Here is a 19,003-nt window from a genome sequence, read left to right as displayed (position 1 = left end):
CGTTCTTGGCTAGGCTCCCGCCATGACCAGCGCCGATGTCCAGTCCGGGGCGACCCCGGAGCCGCACTGCCTCGTCGAGCAGGACGGCCACAAGCTCGTCGTCACGATGAACCGCCCCGAGGCGCGCAACGCCCTCTCCGGCGAGATGCTGGCGATCATGGAGGAGGCCTGGGACCGCGTCAACGACGACGACTCCATCCGCGCCTGCATTCTCACCGGCGCGGGCGGCTACTTCTGCGCGGGCATGGATCTCAAGGCCGCCACCAAGCGGTCGCCGGACGAGAGCTTCAAGTCGGGCTTCGACCCGTCGGTGCTCAAGGGGCTGCTCAAGGGGTTCCGGCTGACCAAGCCGCTGATCGCCGCGGTCGAGGGGCCCGCCATCGCGGGCGGCACCGAGATCCTCCAGGGCACCGACATCCGGATCGCCGGCGAGTCGGCGCGCTTCGGCATCTCCGAGGCCAAGTGGAGCCTCTACCCGATGGGCGGGTCCGCCGTCCGCCTCCCCCGCCAGATCCCCTACACCGTCGCGATGGACCTGCTGCTGACCGGCCGCCACATCAAGGCGCCGGAGGCGCGGGAGATCGGCCTGATCGGGTACGTCGTCCCCGACGGCGGGGCGCTCGCGAAGGCCCACGAGATCGCCGACCTGATCTGCGCCAACGGCCCGCTCGCCGTCCAGGCGATCCTCAAGACCGTCCGCGACTCCGAGGGCCGGCACGAGGAGGACTGCTGGGCCGCCGACGCGAAGGTCGGCATGACGGTCTTCGCCTCCGACGACGCCAAGGAGGGGCCGCGGGCGTTCGCGGAGAAGCGGGCGCCGCAGTTCCGCGGGCGCTGAGGTCGCGTCGAGACACCTGAGATGGCTGCTGGGGCAGCGGTAGGGCAGCCAATCCAGGTGTCTCGACGGTCTCGGACGCGCCGACGTCGTACCCGAGGGCACCTGCCAGAATCCTCCGGTGCCGTGGCCGACCTGGGAGCAAGCCGTCGTGGCCGCGGCCCTCAGCCTGCTGCTCGGACTCGCGCTGCGCCGCCGGCCCTCCCGGCTGACGGCGTACGTCGAGCCCGCCGCGGCCGAGTTCGCCCTGGTCGCGGGCCTCTACGCGGTGTGGCGGCTGGCCCGGATGCTGCCGATCGCGTCGACCGACGGCGCGCTCCGGCGCGCCCACGAGATCGCCAGCCTCGAACAGGCCCTGCACCTGCCTGCGGAGCTGTCGCTGCAGCTGTTCGTGCTGCGTCACGATCGGCTCGTCGACCTGTCGGCGTGGTACTACGCGAGCCTGCACGTGCCGGCGCTGATCGCCTTCCTCGTCTGGCTCTTCTATCGCCACCGCGACCACTACCCACACTGGCGCAACGCGCTCGCGCTGGTCACCGCCGGCTGCCTGGTGATCCGCTTCGTCCGGGTCGCCCCGCCCCGGTTCCTCGGCGAGCTCGGGTACGTCGACCTGACTCACTTCTCGGGACCGTCGGTCTACAGCGCCGACCCCACGACCGGCGTGTCCGACCAGTTCGCGGCGATGCCGTCGATCCATGTCGCGTGGGCGGCGGTGGTGTCCCTGGGCATCGTCGCGGCGAGCACGAGTCACTGGCGCTGGGTCTTCCTGCTGCACGTCGTGCTGACCATGCTCGTCGTCGCCGCGACCGGCAACCACTGGTGGCTCGACGGCGTCGTCGCCCTCGCCCTGCTCTGGGTCGCGCTGGCGCTCGACACCGCCGTCCGCACCCGCCTGCGATCAGCCGACCGCCCGGTCTCCGGTCCAGAACTGCGCCCGTAGCGCCTTCTTGTCCGGCTTGCCGAGCCCGGTCAGCGGCAGCGAGTCGGCCACGATCACCTGCTTGGGCGCCTGCACCGAGCCCTTGCGGTCCTTGACCAGCTGCTGGATCTCGGCGGTCATCGTCGCGATCGACTCCTCGTCGCGCGGGGCGTCGGAGCGCAGGACGACGATCGCGGTGACCGCCTCGCCGAACTTCTCGTGCGGGGTGCCGATGACACCGACCTGGGCGATCGCGGGGTGCTCGGCGACGACGTCCTCGACCTCGCGCGGGAACACGTTGAACCCGCCGGTGACGATCATGTCCTTGGTGCGGTCGACGATGTACCAGAAGCCGTCCTCGTCCTCGCGGGCCACGTCGCCGGTGTGCATCCAGCCGTCGCGGAAGGTCTCGGCGGTCTCGTCGGGCAGGTTCCAGTAGCCGCCGGCGAGCAGCGGCCCGGCCACGCAGATCTCTCCCGGCTCCCCCACCGGGACCGGCTTGCCGTCGTCGCCGAGCAGCGCCGTACGCACGAACGCCGACGGGCGCCCGCAGGAGGCGAGCCGACCGGCGCCTCCTGAGACGTGGTCGTCCTTCGCGAAGTAGGTGATCGCCATCGGCGCCTCGGACTGCCCGTAGTACTGGGCGAAGATCGGGCCGAAGCGGTCGATCGCCTCCTGGAGCCGCACCGGGTTGATCGCGGACGCGCCGTAGTAGACGGTCTCCAGCGACGACAGGTCGCGGGTCTGCGAGTCGGGGTGGTCCATCAGCGCGTAGAGCATCGACGGCACCAGCATCGTGGCGGTGATCCGCTGCTCCTCGATGGTGCGCAGCACCTCGGCCGGATCGAACTTCGCCAGCACGTAGAGGCAGCCGCCCTTGAGCACGGTCGGCACGAAGAACGCCGCGCCGGCGTGCGACAGCGGGGTGCACATCAGGAAGCGTGGCGACTCCGGCCACTCCCACTCCGACATCTGGATCTGGGTCATCGTGTTCATCTGTCGCGACAGGCCGATGACGCCCTTCGGCTTGCCGGTCGTGCCGCCGGTGTAGGTGATCGACACGACGTGCTCCGGGTCGAGCGTCTCCGCCTCCAGCGGAAGTGGGTCGAACGACGCCGCCGCCGCGACCAGGTCGTGCCCGACGTGGGCGAGCTCCGCGGGGACCGGCCCGATCGTGAGGATCTTCTCCAGCTTCGGGCAGCGCTCGAGCAGCCCCAGCGCCCGCTCGACGAACATCGGCACCGGGTCGATGGTCAGCGACGTGATCTCGGCGTCGTTGATGACGTAGGCGTGGTCGTCGAGCGAGCCCAGCGGGTGCAGCGAGCTGCGCCGGTAGCCCTGGGTCTGGCCGGCGCCGAGGATGAACAGCACCTCGGGCCGGTTCAGCGCGAGCAGCGCGCCGGCGGTGCCGCGGCCCGCGCCCAGCGCCTCGAAGGCCTGGACGTACTGGCTCATCCGCTCCGCGGCCTGGCCACCGGTGATCGTGGTCTCGCCCAGGTACATGACCGGCTTGTCGCGGTGCCGCTTGAGAGCGGAGACCATGAGATGGCCGTTGTGGGTCCCGACTCGCATGTCTGCCGTCATGGACCCGAGACTAGAACGTGTTCCAGTTCGGGGCAATCATCGCGGCCCGGTCCGAGCCAGGACGGCGTCCAGCCCCGCGCGCACCGCGGCGTACACGCCGGCCTCGTCGAGGTCGCGCGCGAGCTGCTCGTTGAGCCCGCCCGGAGTGGCGTGCGCACGCGCGAGCGCGTCGAAGTCCGCGCCGGGCGTGCCCAGCTCGGCCGACAACGCCGCGAACGTGTCCGCGACATACCGGCGCGCCTCGGCCCCCGGGACGCCCCGCTCGGTCATCCACCCGGAGATCGTGCCGAGGTAGCGGAAGTACGCCGCGACCGTCGCCGACGCGGCCCCCACCGCCTCGTAGGCCGTCTCGTCGCGCACCTCGAGGCTCCCACCGAGCCGGTCGAAGATCTCGGTGACCGCGGGCGTCGCGGGCTGCACCGGGGTGACGCTGTCGCGGGTCGCGACCGCCGGCAGCGGGATGCTGCGCGCGATGTCGGTCGCCGGCGCGACCAGCTCGGCCAGTCGGCCGACCGAGAGCCCGGCCACCGCACTGACCACCGCGTGACGGGTGCGGAACCGGAGCCCGTCGAGCACGCCCGCGGCGTCGGCGGGACGCAGGCAGACCAGCACCACGTCGCCGGCGTCGACGACGGCCTGGTTGTCCGCGGCGACCCGCACCGACGGGAACCGGGCCGCCAGGTCGGCCGCACGCGCCGCGTTGCGCGGCGACAGGACGACGACCGGCGGCTCGGGCACGCCGTCGCACAGGCCGGTGACGATGGCCGTCGCGATCGAGCCGACTCCCAGGACGCCGTAGGTGGTCACCGGACCAGCCTCCCACCCGGACCACGGTCTCGGGTGGGCCGGCTCAGCGACCGCGCCGCGGCGGGCGGTCGGTCCGCTTGACCAGGATCCCGATCTTGTCGATGCGGTGCTCGGGGTTGCCGAACCGATCGGTCCAGTGGTTGCCGCGGGCGCGGTCCTCCGGCGTCGCGCATGTCGAGATCGTGATGAACCCGCGGGTCGGCTCCTTCCCCGGCTTGCCGGGGACCGCGGCGCGCTGCCGGCGCAGCGACTCCGCCGAGCGGAAGGACACCCAGCGGGTCTTCACGATCCGGTAGACGTAGCGCCAGCGGCCGCTGTCGACGAAGACCTTGTCGTGCCGGCGCAGCGTCGGCGTCTGCCGGAAGACCCCGCCGTGCGAGGTGCGGTGGGCGGTGACCTGGTAGTTGCCGATCCCGCCCGGGCCGGTGCCGCCGTGCGGACCGTGGGAGCTCGCGGCGATGCCGCGGTCCTGGATCCTCGTGCCCGGCGCGTCGTCGGTCTTGCCGCGGTAGGCGACGACCCTCAGTCGGTGGATGCCGAGGGTGGGGATGGAGAGCCGGGCGTTGCGGGCCTCGCCGCTGCTGTGCTCGACCTGCGTGGCCGCCGGCGGCTCGGCCCGGGCGGGCGCTACGGGACCGGCCGAGAGGGCGAGGACGACCGAGCCGACCAGCCCGACGGCGGCGCAGATGCGCGTGGCGTGCATGTGCGGCTCCTACCCGCCGGGGACCCGGCACAGACGTTCAGGCGAGCAACTTCAGGTGAGCAACTTCAGGTGAGCAACTCTGCCACCGACCGGACCTCCGCGGCCGAGCGGCAGCTCAGGAGCAGCGTCGTCACGCCGGTCTCCTCCCACTGCGCGACCCGCTCGCGGACCTCGCCCGCGGTGCCGATGATGTGCATGTCGTCGACGAGCTCGTCGGGGATCAGCGCCGTCGCCTTGTCCTTCTCGCCCGCCAGGTAGAGCGTCTGCACCTCGGCCGCGAGCGCCTCGTAGCCCATCCGCACGAACACCTGGTTGTGGAAGTTCGCCTCCTTGGCGCCCATGCCGCCCATGTAGAGGGACACGAAGGGCCGCATCGCGTCGAGCACCGCGGCCTTCTCCTCCGGGCCACTGACCACCTGGAGGTGGCAGGTCGCGGCGATCTCGAAGTCGGCCCTGGTACGCCGCGCGCCCGGCCGCGCGAAGCCCTCGTCGAGCCACGGCTGGTACATGCCGGCCGACTTCGGCGTGTAGAAGATCGGGATCCAGCCGTCGGCGATCTCGGCGGTCTGCGCGACGTTCTTCGGGCCCTCGGCGCCGAGCCAGATCGGCACGTCGGCGCGCAGCGGGTGCACGATCGACTTGAGCGGCTTGCCGAGGCCGACGGCGTTGTCGCCGCGGTAGGGCAGCGGATGGTGAGGGCCGTCGTTGGTCACCGGCGCCTCACGGGCCAGCACCTTGCGGATGATGTCGACGACCTCGCGGGTGCGGGCCAGCGGCTTGCCGAAGGGCTGGCCGTACCACCCCTCCACGACCTGGGGCCCGCTCACGCCCATGCCGAGGACGACGCGGCCGCCCGAGAGGTGGTCGAGCGTCATGACATGCATGGCGATCGACGTCGGCGTCCGCCCCGACATCTGCACGATCGACGTACCCAGCCTGACCCGCGAGGTCTCGCGCCCCCACCAGGCCAGCGGGGTGAAGGCGTCGCTCCCCCACGCCTCGGCCGAGAAGACGGCGTCGAAGCCGGACTCCTCCGCCGCCGCCACCAGCTCCCCGACCCCCTGCGGGGGCTGCGCGCCCCAGTAGCCCAGCTGCAGTCCCAGCCTCACGTCGCGCACTCTCCTCAGAAGTCATATGTCGGTCATTGACCTTGTCGAAGTGTAGAACGTGTTCTACTTTCGGACCATGACACGAACCCTGTCGGCACCGGTCACCGTAGCGTTCGACTACACCCGCTCGACCGGGCCCGTGCTCGGTCGGTTCCTCACCGGCCTCCGCGACGGCCAGGTGGTCGGCGGCCGCACCTCGGACGGCACGGTCGTCGTGCCGCCGCCCGAGTTCGACCCGGTCACCCATGACCCCGTGACGGAGTTCGTCGACGTGGCGCCGACCGGCACGGTCACGTCGTGGACGTGGGTCCCCGAGCCGGTCGCCGGCCAGCCCTTCGACCGCCCCTTCGCCTGGGCCCTGGTCAGGCTCGACGGCGCCGACGCACCGTTCCTGCACGCGCTCGACGTCTCCTCGCCCGACCAGGTCAGCACCGGCATGCGGGTGCAGGTGCGGTGGGCCGAGGAGCGGATCGGCGCGATCACCGACATCGCGTGCTTCGAGCCCGAGGACGGTGGCGACGGGGGTTTCGAGACGGTTGCTAGCGCAACCTCCTCAACCACCGACACGGAGGTTGAGGTGCGAGGAGCGCCAGCGACGAGCCCCGACACCACCGTGCCGGTCACCGGCGTCGTCACCCCCGTCTCGCTCGACTACCTGTACGCCGCGTCGCCCGAGGAGTCGGCGTTCTACCGCGGCCTCAACGAGGGCCGGATCGTCGGCCAGCGCTGCCCCACCTGCCAGAAGGTCTACGTCCCGCCCCGCAGCGCCTGCCCGGCCGACGGGACGCCGACGGCGGAGGAGGTGGAGGTGTCCCAGACCGGCACCATCACGACCTTCTGCATCGTCAACGTCCCGTTCCTGGGCCAGAAGATCGTGCCGCCGTACGTCTCGGCCTACGTGCTCCTCGACGGCGCCGACATCGCCGTGCTGCACCTGATCCTGGGCGTCGACGCCGCCGAGGTGCGGATGGGGATGCGGGTCCGCGCGGTCTGGAAGGCCCGCGAGGAGTGGACCTACTCGCTCGAGAACATCGACCACTTCGAGCCGACGGGCGACCCGGACGCCGACTTCGACACCTACCGGCACCACCTCTGACCCGGAACCGAGAGGCCTGAGATGAGAGACGTTGCAGTCGTCGGGTTCGCCCAGCGACAGATGCCCGAGTTCGACGGGTCGCCGACCTGCGTGGAGCTCCTGGTCCCGCTGTTCGCCGAGTGCTACGAGCAGACCGGCTGGAGCCGCGGCGACATCGGCTTCTGGTGCTCGGGGTCGTCGGACTACCTGGCCGGACGATCGTTCTCGTTCGTGTCGGCGGTCGACGCGATCGGCGTGATCCCGCCGGTGAACGAGTCGCACGTCGAGATGGACCTCGCCTGGGCGATGTACGAGGCGTGGCTGAAGATCCAGACGGGCGAGGTCGACACCGCGCTCGTCTACGCCTTCGGCAAGGCGTCGGCCGGCGTGCTGCGGCGTACGCTCGCGCTCCAGCTCGACCCGTACACGATGACCCCGCTCTGGCCCGACACCGTGTCGCTGGCCGGGCTGCAGGCGCGGGCCGGCATCGACGCCGGCGCCTGGGACGAGCGGGCGATGGCCGAGGTGGCCAACCGCTCGCTCACCGACGCGGAGAAGAACGAGTACGCGATCCGCAAGGGCGGCTCGTCGGTCGAGGAGCTGCTCGCCCGGCCGATGTACGCCGATCCGCTGCGCAAGCACGACTGCTCCCCCGTCACCGACGGAGCGGCGGCCATCGTGCTCGCCGCGGGCGACCGGGCGCGCGAGGTGCGCGACCGGCCCGCCTGGATCGAGGGCCTCACCCACAGCATCGACCCGATGAGCATGGGCACCCGCGACCTGACCCGGGCCCCGTCCGCCGCCCGGGCGGCCGCCGCCGTCGACCTCGTCGGGGTCGAGGTCGCCGAGCTGCACGCGCCGTTCAGCCACCAGGAGCTGATCCTGCGCCGCGAGCTCGGCCTGGCCGGCGACGTACGCATCAACCCCTCCGGGGGGGCGCTGACCGGCAACCCGATGTTCTCGGGCGGCGGCATCCGCATCGGCGAGGCGGCCTCGCGGATCTGGTCCGGCGAGGTGTCCAAGGCCGTCGGGCACGCGACGTCCGGCCCGGCGCTGCAGCAGAACCTGCTCTGCGTCCTGGGCGCTACTACCGAAGGGGCGAGGAACTGATGGCGAAGCAGCCTGCCGCCGTGGTCGGCGTCGGTCAGACCCACCACCGCGCGAAGCGCGAGGACGTCTCGATGGCTGGCCTGTGCCGCGAGGCCATCGACCGGGCACTGCTCGACGCGAACCTGACGCTCGACGACATCGACGCGATCGTCGTCGGCAAGGCGCCCGACCTGTTCGAGGGCGTGATGATGCCCGAGCTGTTCCTCGCCGACGCGCTCGGCGCCGCGGGGAAGCCGCTGCTGCGCGTGCACACCGCCGGCTCGGTCGGCGGGTCGACCGCGATCGTCGCGGCCTCGCTGGTGCAGGCGGGCGTGCACCGGCGGGTGCTCACGGTCGCCTTCGAGAAGCAGTCGGAGTCCAACGCGATGTGGGCGCTCTCGGTGCCGTTGCCGTTCAACATGCCGGTGCACGCCGGCGCGGGCGGCTACTTCGCCCCGCACGTGCGCTCCTACATCCGCCGCTCCGGCGCGCCGAACCACGTCGGCGCGATCGTCGCGGCCAAGGACCGGCAGAACGCGCTCAAGAACCCCTACGCACACCTGAAGAACCCCGACACCACCGTCGAGTCGGTACTGGCCTCGCAGATGCTGTGGGACCCGATCCGGTACGACGAGACCTGCCCCTCCTCCGACGGTGCCTGTGCACTGGTGATCGTCGACGAGGACACCGCGGCGGCCTCGCCCAACCCGGCGTGGATCCACGGCACCGTGATGCGGTCGGAGGCGACCACCGCGGCCGAGCGCGACCAGGTCAACCCGCAGGCGTCCCGCGACGCGGCGGCCGCGCTCTGGAAGCAGGCGGGGATCACCAACCCGGTCGAGGAGATCGACGCCGCCGAGATCTACGTGCCGTTCTCGTGGTTCGAGCCGATGTGGCTGGAGTCGCTCGGCTTCGCCGAGGCGAACGGCGGCGGCTGGCGGCTCACCGAGTCCGGCGCCACCGCGATGGACGGCCGGCTCCCGGTCAACTGCTCCGGTGGCGTGCTGTCGTCGAACCCGATCGGCGCCTCCGGCATGCTCCGCTTCGGCGAGGCCGCCCTGCAGGTGCGCGGCGCCGCCGGCGAGCACCAGGTCGACGGCGCCCGCCGCGCGCTCGGCCACGCCTACGGCGGCGGCTCGCAGTTCTTCGCGATGTGGGTCGTGGGCGCGGAGAAGCCCACCAACTGAGGACGGGAGCGTACGGTGGTGTCCAACGGATCGCGAGGAGTACTCCATCGGGGAACCTCCGACCGGTCGAAAGGCGGAACGCCATCGCGACGTCGCACGACCCACCCCGACCCGCTCCGCCCGCTGATCGCGAACCCCTTCGGCTGCGGCTGAGCGCGAGCCCGCGTCTCGACACGCTCGACGGCGGTTGGTGGCCGCAGAGCCGGGACCTCCCCGTCGAGGTGGCCGACCTCGCCGACCACTTCCCGCAGTCCCTGGGACGGCTGCACCATGCCGTCTACTCGCCACCGGACTGGAACCACCTCCCGACGCGCCGGGTCCCGGTGCGTGACGGATACGTCGAGCTCAACGCCGTGCCGCAGGACGACACCCACGTCATCCTGCTGCGCACCTCGCAGCGCACGACATTCCGCGTGCTCGTCGTCCCGGTCGAGTTCACGACCGGCCAGGGCGAGGAGGCCCTGCTCGCGGCCACCACTGCCGGGTACACCCACTCCGCGGCCTGCCTCCTCGACACCGTGACCGACCAGCTCGACGTCGATCCCGCCGACCGCTGGGGGTGATCCTCGACGTTCGCCCGCGGCGAACGCTCCTGACCGGGAGGGTCGGCCGGCCGTAGGGTCGCGACATGGGTGACGTCCTCGCATTCCCGTCCCGTCCGGAGCCCGACCACGCCCCCGAGGCCGAGCCGCTGTGGCGCGAGGCCGTGGGCCACGAGCTGCGCGCGGAGCGGCGTACGGCACAGCGCACGCTGGCCGACGTCGCCACCGAGGCGGGCGTGTCCACGCAGTACCTCTCCGAGGTCGAGCGCGGGCTCAAGGAGCCCAGCTCCGAGGTGCTCGGCGCGGTCGCCGGAGCCCTCGGACTCCGCCTCGTCGACCTCACGACGCGGGTCAGCCGCCGCCTGGTGACCGGGCCGATCTCCGGGCCGGTCTGCCTGGCTGCCTGACGCAGACCCTCGCCCTCAGGCCGACAGCCGCTTCCGGCTGTCGAGGACCCCGTCGACGATGCCGTAGGCCACCGCCTCCGGTGCCGACAGCACGAGGTCGCGGTCGGTGTCCTCGCGCACCTGCTCGACGCTGCGGCCGGTGTGCCGCGCCAGGATCACCTCCATCTCGGCGCGCACCCGCGCGATCTCCTTGGCCTGGACGGCGAGGTCGGGCAGCGTGCCCTGTCCCCCACCCGACGGCTGGTGCAGCACCACCCGGGCGTGCGGCAGCACGGTGCGCCGACCGGGCGCGCCGGCCGCGAGCAGCACAGCTGCCGACGAGGCCGCCTGGCCGACGCACGTCGTACCGACCTCGGAGCGGATGAACTGCATGGCGTCGTAGATCGCCAGCATCGCCGTGACCGACCCGCCCGGGGAGTTGAGGTAGAGGTCGATCGGCGAGTCCGGGCTCTCGGACTCCAGGTGGATCAGCTGGGCGATGACGACGTTCGCGACGCCGTCGTCGATCTCGGTGCCGAGGTAGACGATGCGGTCGGTCAGCAGCCGGCTGTAGATGTCGACCGCGCGCTCACCGCGATGCGTCTTCTCGACGACGCTGGGGATCGTGTACTGACCGCTCATCGGGCCACTCCGAACGCCGCGGCGGTCCGGGCCGGCGTCACCGCACCGACGTCGGTGAGCACCTGGTCGACGAAGCCGTAGTCCCGCGCCTGTTCTGCGGTGAACCACCGGTCGCGCAGCGAGTCCCGCTCGACCACCTCGCGCGGCTGGCCGGTGTGCTCGGCGATCAGCCCCAGCAGCAAGTTCTTGACGTGCTCGAGGTTCTCGGCCTGGATCTCGATGTCCATGGCGGTGCCGCCGATGCCGGCCGAGCCCTGGTGCATCAGGATCCGTGAGTGCGGCAGGGCGTACCGCTTGCCCGGCGTGCCCGCCGAGAGCAGGAACTGGCCCATGCTCGCCGCGAGCCCCATCGCGAGCGTGCTCACGTCGTTGGGGATCAGCCGCATCGTGTCGTAGATGGCCAGGCCCGCCGTGACGCTGCCGCCGGGCGAGTTGATGTAGAGGGCGATGTCGCGGTGCGGGTCCTCCGCGGAGAGGAGCAGCAGCTCCGCGCAGATCTTGTTGGCGATCACGTCGTCGACCTCCTGGCCGAGGACGATGATCCGCTGGTGCAGCAGGCGGTCGGCCGCGGAGAGGCCGGCGAGCGAGGGTGTCTGGGTCATGCCCCCAGCGTTCGGCGTACGACGTCCGCGTTCCAGCGAATCCGCTCCTGGCGGATCCGCCGTCAGCGGATGGAGGCGGCGGCGAGCGCGGAGTCGAGCTGCTCGACCGTGCTCACCCCGACGATCGGCCGCCACCCGCGCTCGAGCATCCAGGCGAGCACCAGCCGCGACCGCGGGACACCGAGCTCCTCGGCCCTGGCCGTGAGCGCGGCCAGCCGCTCGGTGGTGCCCGGGTGGTCGTAGGCCTCCGGGAACGGGCGGTCCGCACGGTCGTAGCTGCCCTGCACCAGCGGGCTGTAGACCCACAGCTCGATCTCGGGGTGTCCGTCGAGGTAGTCGACGGTCTCGTCGGTGACGAAGCCGAAGCGGTGGTCCTTGCCCGGCACCGGCGCGCCCGGGCGCGGCTCGACGTACGACGTGGTGAGCTGCAGCGCGGTCCACGGCTCGACCCCGAGCCGGTGCGCGATGGCCCGGCCGCGCTCGACCCGCCAGGTCGGATGGTTCGACACGCCCAGCCGGCGGACGACGCCCCTCTCGACGAGCGAGCCGAACGCCGCCACGGTCTCCTCGAGGTCGGTCGAGCGGTCCTCGCCGTGCGCCCAGTAGAGGTCGATCGCCTCGACGCCGAGCCGCTCCAGGCTGCGGGCCGCCTCGCGCTCGATCACGGGCGCGGACAGCCCCTCCACCCCGCCGCCGTCGAGGGGCTCCACGCCCACCTTGGTCGCGATGACCAGCTCGTCGCGCAGCCCGGGGTTGGCCGCGAGCCAGCGGCCGAGCAGCGCCTCGCTCTGGCCGCCGTGACCGGTCGGGGACGACCAGAAGGCATAGCAGTTGGCGGTGTCGAGCACCCGCCCACCGGCTTCGACGTACCGGTCCAGGAGCGCGAACGACGTCGCCTCGTCGGTGCGGGTGCCGAAGTACATGGTGCCCAGCACCAGGCCCGTGTCCAGATCCACCCACCCAGCCTACGGAGCCGCGCCGATAGGGTCGTCTCATGATCGAGCTCCGCACGCCCGCCCAGATCGAGCAGATGCGACCGGCCGGCCGGTTCGTCGGCGAGGTGCTGACCGCGCTCGCCGCGAAGGCCGCCGTCGGCGTCAACCTGCTCGAGCTCGACGAGCTCGCCCACCAGATGATCCGCGACCGCGGTGCGGAGTCCTGCTACATCGACTATCACCCGTCGTTCGGCGCCTCGCCCTTCGGCAAGGTGCTCTGCACGTCGGTCAACGACGCCGTGCTGCACGGCCTCCCCCACGACTACGCCCTCGAGGACGGCGATCTGCTCTCGGTCGACTTCGCCGCGAGCGTCGACGGCTGGGTCGCCGACTCGGCCCTCAGCGTCGTCGTCGGGACTCCTCGGCAGGAGGACCTCGACCTGATCGAGGTCACCGGCCGCGCGCTCGACGCGGCGATCGCCCAGGCCCAGCCGGGCAACCGGCTCGGCGACATCTCGGCCGCCATCGGCGACGTCGCTCGGGCGGCGGGCCTCGGCATCAACCTGCAGTTCGGCGGCCACGGCGTGGGCCGCACCATGCACGGCGAGCCGCACGTGCCCAACGACGGCCGCGCCGGCCGCGGGCTCAAGCTGCGGCCGGGCCTGGTGCTCGCCCTGGAGCCGTGGTTCCTGCACACCACCGACGAGATCTACACCGACGAGGACGGCTGGACCCTACGCAGCCAGGACGGCTCCCGCGGCGCCCACATGGAGCACACCGTCGCCATCACGGCAGACGGCCCGCTCGTGTTGACCGAGCGGGCCGCCTGAACCGTCGTACGTCGTTCCTCAGGCGTACTTGACCTGCAGGTTCTTGATGCCGTTGACCCACGAGTGGCGCAGCCGCACGGGCTCGGCCAGCCGGGAGATGTCCGGCACCACGTCGGCCAGGGCGTCGAAGATCACCCGGATCTCCTGACGGGCCAGGTTGGCACCGAGGCAGTAGTGGGCCCCGTGACCGCCGAACCCGAGCTGCGGGTTGGTCTCCCGCAGGATGTTGAACGTGAACGGGTCCTCGAAGACGTCCTCGTCGAAGTTCGCGCTGGCGTAGAACAGCGCCGCCCGCTCGCCCTTGCGGATCGTGACGCCGCCGACCTCGACGTCGTCGAGGGCGGTGCGCTGGAAGACGCTCACCGGCGTGGCCCAGCGGACCACCTCGTCGACCATGGTGGCCGGCCGGTCCCGCTTCCAGATCTCCCACTGCTCGGGGTTGTCGAAGAACGCGTTCATGCCGTGGGTGATGGCGTTGCGGGTGGTCTCGTTGCCGGCGACCGTCAGCAGGATCACGAAGTAGCCGAACTCGTCGTCGGTCAGGCCCCGCTCGCCCTTGTGGGCGTTGATCAGCTTGGTGATGAGGTCGTCGCGCGGGTTCGCCTGCCGCTCGGCGGCGAGCATCATCGAGTAGCCCAGGATCTCCGCCGCGGCGACGTCGTTGGCCCCGGCGAAGTCGGGGTCCTCGCCCGCGAGCATCTGGTTGGACCAGTCGAAGAGCTTGTGCCGGTCCTCCTGCGGGACGCCGATCAGGTCGGCGATCGCCTGCAGCGGCAGCTCGGCGGCCACGTCGTCGACGAAGTTGCCGGTGCCGCGCGCCTTGGCGTCCCCGACGATCTGCGCCGCCCGCATCTCCATCGTCTTCTCCAGCTCCGCGATGGAGCGCGGCGTGAAGCCACGGGAGACGATCTGCCGGGTGGCGGTGTGCTCGGGCGGGTCCTGGTTGATCAGGATGACGCGCTGGAGCTCGATCTGCTCACGGGCCATCTCACCGGGGAAGCGGATGATCGCGCCGTTCTCGTACGTCGACCAGTTCTTGCTGTCCTTGGAGATCGCCGAGACGTCCTCGTGGCGGGTGACGGCGTAGTAGCCGGTCCCCGCCTCGGGCGCGAAGCCGCTGCACCACACCGGGTCCTGCTCGACCCAGACGACGGGGTGGTGCTGCCGGGCGGTGCGGAACTCGTCGTGCGGAATCGCCCTCTGGATCAGGTCGGGGTCGGTGAAGTCGAAGCCCACCGGCAAGACATCGGTTGCGGTCACAGGAGCTCCCTCGAGGCTGGCTGGAACACGTTCTAGTGATGGAGACTACATACCGAAGGTACGGAAGGGAAGGAGAACGCAACTGAGAATTGCCCAAGACGAGAACGTGTTCTACTTTTCTCCCATGGGCACCCCCGTGATCATCGACGCCGTCCGTACTCCCCTCGGCAAGAGGAAGGGCTGGCTCGCCGGCGTGCACCCCGCCGTGCTGCTCGGCTTCGTCCAGTCCCAGGTGCTGGCCCGCGCCGGCATCGACTCCGACCTGGTCGACCAGGTCGTGGGCGGCTGCGTGACCCAGGCGGGCGAGCAGTCCAACGACATGGTGCGCCGCGCCTGGCTGCACGCCGGTCTGGCCCAGCACACCGGCGCGACGGCGATCGACGCCCAGTGCGGGTCGGGCCAGCAGGCCGCCCACCTAGTCCACGACATGATCGCGGCCGGCACCATCGAGGTCGGCATCGCGTGCGGTGTCGAGGCGATGTCCCGGATCCCGCTCGGCGCCAACGTGCCCCCGGGCATGGGCGACCCGCGTCCGGACGACTGGTCGATCGACATGCCCAACCAGTTCGAGGGCGCCGACCGGATCGCCCGCAACCGGGGACTCGGCCGCGCGGACCTCGAGGCCTTCGGCCTCGCCTCGCAGCAGAAGGCGCGCGTCGCCGTCGACGAGGGCCGGTTCAAGCGCGAGATCGCCCCGATCGAGGCGCCCGTGCTCGACGAGACCGGCGCCCCGACCGGCTCGACGCAGGTCGTCGACAGCGACCAGGGCCTGCGCGAGACCACGCTCGAGGGCCTGGCCGGGCTCAAGTCGGTGCTCCCCGACGGTCTGCACACCGCCGGCACCTCCTCGCAGATCAGCGACGGCGCCTCCGCCGTACTCCTGATGGACTCCGACAAGGCCCGCGCGCTCGGTCTGACGCCCCGGGCCCGGATCGCCGCGCACTGCCTGGTCGGCTCCGACCCGTACTACCACCTCGACGGGCCGATCGACGCGACCTCGAAGATCCTCGACCGCACCGGCATGACCATCTCCGACTTCGACCTCTTCGAGGTCAACGAGGCGTTCGCCTCGGTCGTGCTCTCCTGGGCCGGCGAGCACCACGTCGACCTGGACCGGGTGAACGTGAACGGCGGGGCCATCGCCCTCGGCCACCCCGTCGGCTCCACCGGCACCCGCCTGATCACCACGGCCCTGCACGAGCTCGAGCGTCGCGACGCCAGCAGCGCGCTGATCACCATGTGCGCCGGCGGCGCGATGGCGACCGGCACGGTGATCGAGCGGATCTGATCCGTCGCGTGGCCGGCGGCCGCGGGGAGACTCGGGGGGCGGTTCATCAAGGGATGACGTCGAAGCTGCGGATCCCTGGCCGAGTTGAGCGCGGGATCCGCGGCTTCATCAAGGGATGAGGTCGAAGCCGCGGATCCCTGGCCGAGTTGGGCGTGGCAACCGCGGCTTCATCAAGGGATGAGGTCGAAGCTGCGGATCCCTAGCCGAGTTGAGCCCGGGAACCGCGGCTTCATCAAGGGATGAAGGCGAACCCGCAGCCAGACCGACCCCAGCCGCGGATGTCGCGCCCAGGACCCACCGCCAGCCGCTCGCGGTGACCGACAGCAACGGCCGAACACCCCAAGGCCCGAACCGCCGTCAGCCGACTCGTTTGAGCTGCGCACGTAGCCGCCGAGCCGTGGTCTCGGGCGTCTGATAGTCGGACCAGACCAACCGGACCATTCCCATGCCCGTGGCCTCACGCAGGCGGTCTTCTCGCACCTTCTCCTGGAAGACCACATCCCCGGGGTCCTGACCAGGCTTCAGCAGACGTCCGTACTTCATCCACCCGTCGAACTCACCGAGGACACCCTCCCCGAGCCAGGCCCAGTCCGTCGTGCCGATCAGCTCTCCGGACACGTTGCGAACCTCGTACTGCAGAGTCGGCGTGGGTAGCCCAGCCGACCTGAACAGCCACCGGCCGCGCGACTCGCCGACCGACCGCGATCGTGCGTCCGCCATCCGCACGGGCACGTGGAGATGTTGCGTGTACGGCCAGTGCTCCATGAGGGTGAACTGCCCGAACAGTGCGTCCGCGTCGGCAAGGCCAATCCGGAGCAACCCGTCGAACAGGACCAACGCGACCTCGTTGGACGTCCTCGAGGCGGTCTCGATCGCACATCGGGTTGCGCGCAGAACCGCCACTCCGTCGCGCTCGACGACGTCATCGGCAATGCACCTGCCCTCGTGGTGAACGACATCGCCCTCGATGCGGCCCGGGCCGCCGTCCAGCCGCGTGACATGCACCCTGCGCAGGTCGACGCCCCACAGGTCGACCCCGTGAGTGACGAGTCCCGAGACGTGACTCAGGGCAACAGCGTCGCCGAGCGAGTGCGCGACCGCACGAGACAGCACGCGGTGCCGGCCCACGGGGTCGAGCCCGGTCCACTCGTCGGTGAACGTGTAGTAGCCACGCCGGATCCGGTGCCACGATCGCGACCGCATCGCCGCGGCCACGGCGCGGTCGCCGTACCCGAGCTCACGCGCCTCGGCTCGGGTGAAGAAGCCACGGGTCGCGACGAGGATGCGGAGAGGTTCCATGCCGGCAGCGTGCCGCGGCGGCGGAAGGCGTCGCAGGAGCGCGGTCGCTCCCTGTGCAGTACGCGGTCCGCCGCACGACTGTGAGTGACATGTGGCCCGCGCGACGGTCTGTGCCGGGGCGCAGGCTCACCTTCATCCCTTGATGAAGCCACGCTTCCCAGCACCAGTTCGTCGAGGGAACCGACACTCGGTCCTCATCCCTTGATGAAACCGCGCCGCCACAGCACACCAACAGAAGCCGGCCCACCCACCACACGCCTACGCGCCGTACACCGGCTCCGGGTCCGGCCCCTGGGCGAGCAGCTCTCGCAGGGCGGGGCCGACCTCGACGGCCTCCCACCTACGGCCGGCGTCGCGGGCCGGACCGTGCCGCCAGCCGAGCTCGACGGTCATCGTGCTGCCGTCGATCTCGATCACCCGGCCGGTGACGTCGCCGGCCTCCGCGGAGGCGAGCCAGGCCACGATCGGGGAGTTGTCCTCGGGCAGCGCCATGGCGGAGGTGTCGAAGGCGCCCTCGGTCATCCGGGTGCGGGCGACGGGCGCGATCGCGTTGACGGTGACGCCGTATCGGCCCATCTCCTGGGCGGCGACCAGCGTCATGGCGGCGATGCCGGCCTTGGCGGCGGAGTACGTCGTCTGGCCGACCGATCCCTGGAGCCCGGCGCCGGACGAGGTGTTGATGACGCGGGCGGCCCGCTCGCGGCCGGCCTTCGCCTCGGCGCGCCAGTAGGCACCGGCGTGGCGCAGCGGCGCGAAGTGGCCCTTGAGGTGCACCCGGATCACCGCGTCCCACTCCTCCTCGGCGGTGTTGACGAGCATCCGGTCGCGCACGAAGCCGGCGTTGTTGACCAGGATGTCGAGTCCGCCGAAGGTGTCGATCGCCTGGCGCACCATCGCCTCGGCCTGGTCGAAGTCCGCGACGTCGGCGGTGTTCACGACCGCGCGGCCACCGGCGGCCTCGATCTCGGCCACCACCGACTCCGCCGGGGTCTCGCCGGTCCCTTCGCCGGCCAGCGAGACGCCGTAGTCGTTGACGACCACGGCCGCACCGTGCCGGGCGAGCTCCAGCGCGTGCGCGCGGCCGATGCCCCGGCCCGCGCCGGTGACGATCGCGACGCGACCCTCGAGGAGGTTGCTCATGTGAGTCCCTTCTGCACCACCAGGAAGGCGGGGGTCTCTCCCCCGCCGTGACAGGCCACGGTCGCGCCGGAGACGTACGACGCGAGGTCGCTCGCCAGGAAGGCGGCGAGGTTGCCGACCTCCTCGGGCCGCGCCATCCGGCCGAGCGGGATGGTCTGCTCGATCGCCGCCACCGACGCGTCGTCGCCGTAGTGGTCGTCGGTCTGCTCGGTGCGGCACAGGCCGACCTCGATCGCGTTCACCCGCACCTTGGGCGCCCACTCCATCGCCAGCGACGCCGTCAGCGAGTTGAGCCCGGCCTTCGCCGCGGCGTACGCCGCGATGGTCGGCGCCGGCCGGCTGGCCGAGATCGACGAGATGTTCACGATCGCGCCGCCGGAGTCCTGCTGCTGCATCACGGCGTTGGCCGCCTGGGCGCACAGCAGCGGTGCCTGCAGGTTGAGGCCGACGATCTTGTCGTGGAAGCGCGGGGACGCCGTCGCCGCGTCGGTCGCGGGCGCTCCCCCGGCGTTGTTGACCAGGACGTCGAGCCGGCCCAGGTCGGTCGTCACCCGGTCGACGAGCGCTCGGACCGCCTCCGGGTCGCGCACGTCGCAGACCCGGTGGACCGTGCCGGGCACCGGCTCGACCTCGGAGCGCGAGCAGGTCACCACGGACGCCCCGGCACCGAGCAGGGCACGCGTGATCCCGAGACCGATCCCGCGCGCACCGCCGGTGACGAGCGCGACGCGGCCGGAGAGGTCGAGTGGCAGCACCATGCTGGTAGCCTAC

General features: G+C 71.5%; 20 protein-coding genes. 9 read left to right on the top strand and 11 right to left on the bottom strand.

Annotated features, from left to right (window positions below; all coding sequences use genetic code 11):
* Window positions 1-22: 22 nt before the first annotated feature.
* Together KM427_RS12760 and KM427_RS12755 are read left to right on the top strand one after the other, a co-directional pair.
* The gene (locus tag KM427_RS12760; protein ID WP_215527427.1) at window positions 23-838 is read left to right on the top strand and encodes a crotonase/enoyl-CoA hydratase family protein; all 816 of its coding nucleotides are present in this window, start codon (window positions 23-25) and stop codon (window positions 836-838) included.
* 118 nt (window positions 839-956) lie between these two features.
* Entirely contained in the window at window positions 957-1,775 is an 819-nt protein-coding gene (locus tag KM427_RS12755) for a phosphatase PAP2 family protein (RefSeq protein ID WP_215527426.1), read from the top strand.
* Here KM427_RS12755 and fadD8 read toward each other — a convergent pair.
* The 4 genes from fadD8 to KM427_RS12735 form a co-directional block, all read right to left on the bottom strand.
* On the bottom strand, window positions 1,734-3,338 hold the full coding sequence (fadD8, locus tag KM427_RS12750; RefSeq protein ID WP_215527425.1) for a fatty-acid--CoA ligase FadD8: 1,605 nt from the start codon (window positions 3,336-3,338) through the stop codon (window positions 1,734-1,736). The two genes, KM427_RS12755 and fadD8, sit on opposite strands and share 42 nt — an antisense overlap.
* 36 nt (window positions 3,339-3,374) lie before the next feature.
* Window positions 3,375-4,145, bottom strand: coding sequence for an NAD(P)-binding domain-containing protein (locus KM427_RS12745; protein WP_215527424.1), 771 nt, complete (start codon window positions 4,143-4,145; stop codon window positions 3,375-3,377).
* Window positions 4,146-4,188: 43 nt separating this feature from the next.
* Complete coding sequence (locus KM427_RS12740; protein ID WP_215527423.1) at window positions 4,189-4,848, bottom strand: sortase domain-containing protein; 660 nt, start codon at window positions 4,846-4,848, stop codon at window positions 4,189-4,191.
* A 65-nt stretch (window positions 4,849-4,913) separates the two neighbouring features.
* Entirely contained in the window at window positions 4,914-5,957 is a 1,044-nt protein-coding gene (locus KM427_RS12735; protein WP_215527422.1) for an LLM class F420-dependent oxidoreductase, read from the bottom strand.
* Between the two features lie 76 nt (window positions 5,958-6,033).
* Between KM427_RS12735 and KM427_RS12730 the strand changes: the two genes are divergently transcribed.
* The 5 genes from KM427_RS12730 to KM427_RS12710 all read left to right on the top strand — a co-directional run bounded on the left by KM427_RS12730 (window position 6,034) and on the right by KM427_RS12710 (window position 10,257).
* A complete protein-coding gene (locus KM427_RS12730) occupies window positions 6,034-7,053 on the top strand; it encodes a Zn-ribbon domain-containing OB-fold protein (protein WP_215527421.1) in 1,020 nt (339 codons plus the stop codon).
* A 21-nt stretch (window positions 7,054-7,074) separates the two neighbouring features.
* On the top strand, window positions 7,075-8,142 hold the full coding sequence (locus KM427_RS12725; protein WP_215527420.1) for a thiolase family protein: 1,068 nt from the start codon (window positions 7,075-7,077) through the stop codon (window positions 8,140-8,142).
* Window positions 8,142-9,308, top strand: coding sequence for a thiolase family protein (locus KM427_RS12720; RefSeq protein WP_215527419.1), 1,167 nt, complete (start codon window positions 8,142-8,144; stop codon window positions 9,306-9,308). Before KM427_RS12725 ends, KM427_RS12720 begins: the two co-directional genes overlap by 1 nt.
* Window positions 9,275-9,871, top strand: coding sequence for a DUF5994 family protein (locus KM427_RS25505; RefSeq protein WP_252275347.1), 597 nt, complete (start codon window positions 9,275-9,277; stop codon window positions 9,869-9,871). The genes KM427_RS12720 and KM427_RS25505 overlap by 34 nt, the downstream gene beginning before the upstream one ends.
* Before the next feature lie 65 nt (window positions 9,872-9,936).
* Entirely contained in the window at window positions 9,937-10,257 is a 321-nt protein-coding gene (locus KM427_RS12710) for a helix-turn-helix domain-containing protein (protein ID WP_183595006.1), read from the top strand.
* 15 nt (window positions 10,258-10,272) lie between these two features.
* On the opposite strand, the gene KM427_RS12705 is transcribed toward KM427_RS12710, so the two are convergent.
* The 3 genes from KM427_RS12705 to KM427_RS12695 form a co-directional block, all read right to left on the bottom strand.
* A complete protein-coding gene (locus tag KM427_RS12705) occupies window positions 10,273-10,878 on the bottom strand; it encodes a ClpP family protease (protein ID WP_215527417.1) in 606 nt (201 codons plus the stop codon).
* Entirely contained in the window at window positions 10,875-11,480 is a 606-nt protein-coding gene (locus tag KM427_RS12700; protein ID WP_215527416.1) for an ATP-dependent Clp protease proteolytic subunit, read from the bottom strand. Before KM427_RS12700 ends, KM427_RS12705 begins: the two co-directional genes overlap by 4 nt.
* Window positions 11,481-11,542: 62 nt before the next feature.
* The gene (locus KM427_RS12695; RefSeq protein WP_252275344.1) at window positions 11,543-12,436 is read right to left on the bottom strand and encodes an aldo/keto reductase; all 894 of its coding nucleotides are present in this window, start codon (window positions 12,434-12,436) and stop codon (window positions 11,543-11,545) included.
* A 38-nt stretch (window positions 12,437-12,474) separates the two neighbouring features.
* Here KM427_RS12695 and map point away from each other — a divergent pair, with 38 nt between their 5' ends.
* A complete protein-coding gene (gene map / locus KM427_RS12690) occupies window positions 12,475-13,245 on the top strand; it encodes a type I methionyl aminopeptidase (RefSeq protein WP_183595003.1) in 771 nt (256 codons plus the stop codon).
* Window positions 13,246-13,263: 18 nt separating this feature from the next.
* Here the strand turns inward: map and KM427_RS12685 are convergent, their stop codons facing one another.
* Window positions 13,264-14,505 (bottom strand): cytochrome P450, encoded by a 1,242-nt coding sequence (locus tag KM427_RS12685; RefSeq protein ID WP_183595002.1) that lies wholly within the window; start codon window positions 14,503-14,505, stop codon window positions 13,264-13,266.
* Window positions 14,506-14,629: 124 nt separating this feature from the next.
* On the opposite strand from KM427_RS12685, the gene KM427_RS12680 reads away from it, so the two are divergent.
* A complete protein-coding gene (locus KM427_RS12680) occupies window positions 14,630-15,793 on the top strand; it encodes a steroid 3-ketoacyl-CoA thiolase (protein ID WP_183595001.1) in 1,164 nt (387 codons plus the stop codon).
* Between the two features lie 357 nt (window positions 15,794-16,150).
* On the opposite strand, the gene KM427_RS12675 is transcribed toward KM427_RS12680, so the two are convergent.
* From KM427_RS12675 to KM427_RS12665, 3 genes are all read right to left on the bottom strand, one after another.
* The gene (locus tag KM427_RS12675) at window positions 16,151-17,008 is read right to left on the bottom strand and encodes a hypothetical protein (RefSeq protein ID WP_215527415.1); all 858 of its coding nucleotides are present in this window, start codon (window positions 17,006-17,008) and stop codon (window positions 16,151-16,153) included.
* A 342-nt stretch (window positions 17,009-17,350) separates the two neighbouring features.
* Complete coding sequence (locus KM427_RS12670) at window positions 17,351-18,232, bottom strand: SDR family oxidoreductase (protein WP_215527414.1); 882 nt, start codon at window positions 18,230-18,232, stop codon at window positions 17,351-17,353.
* A complete protein-coding gene (locus tag KM427_RS12665) occupies window positions 18,229-18,990 on the bottom strand; it encodes an SDR family oxidoreductase (protein WP_183594998.1) in 762 nt (253 codons plus the stop codon). Before KM427_RS12665 ends, KM427_RS12670 begins: the two co-directional genes overlap by 4 nt.
* Window positions 18,991-19,003: the final 13 nt, after the last annotated feature.

It is taken from the genome of Nocardioides sp. LMS-CY, assembly GCF_018732145.1.
In the GTDB taxonomy this organism is placed as follows: Bacteria; Actinomycetota; Actinomycetes; order Propionibacteriales; family Nocardioidaceae; genus Nocardioides; species Nocardioides soli.
Note: the sequence above shows the minus strand (reverse complement) of the source record. Positions and strands in the feature narration are given on the sequence as shown.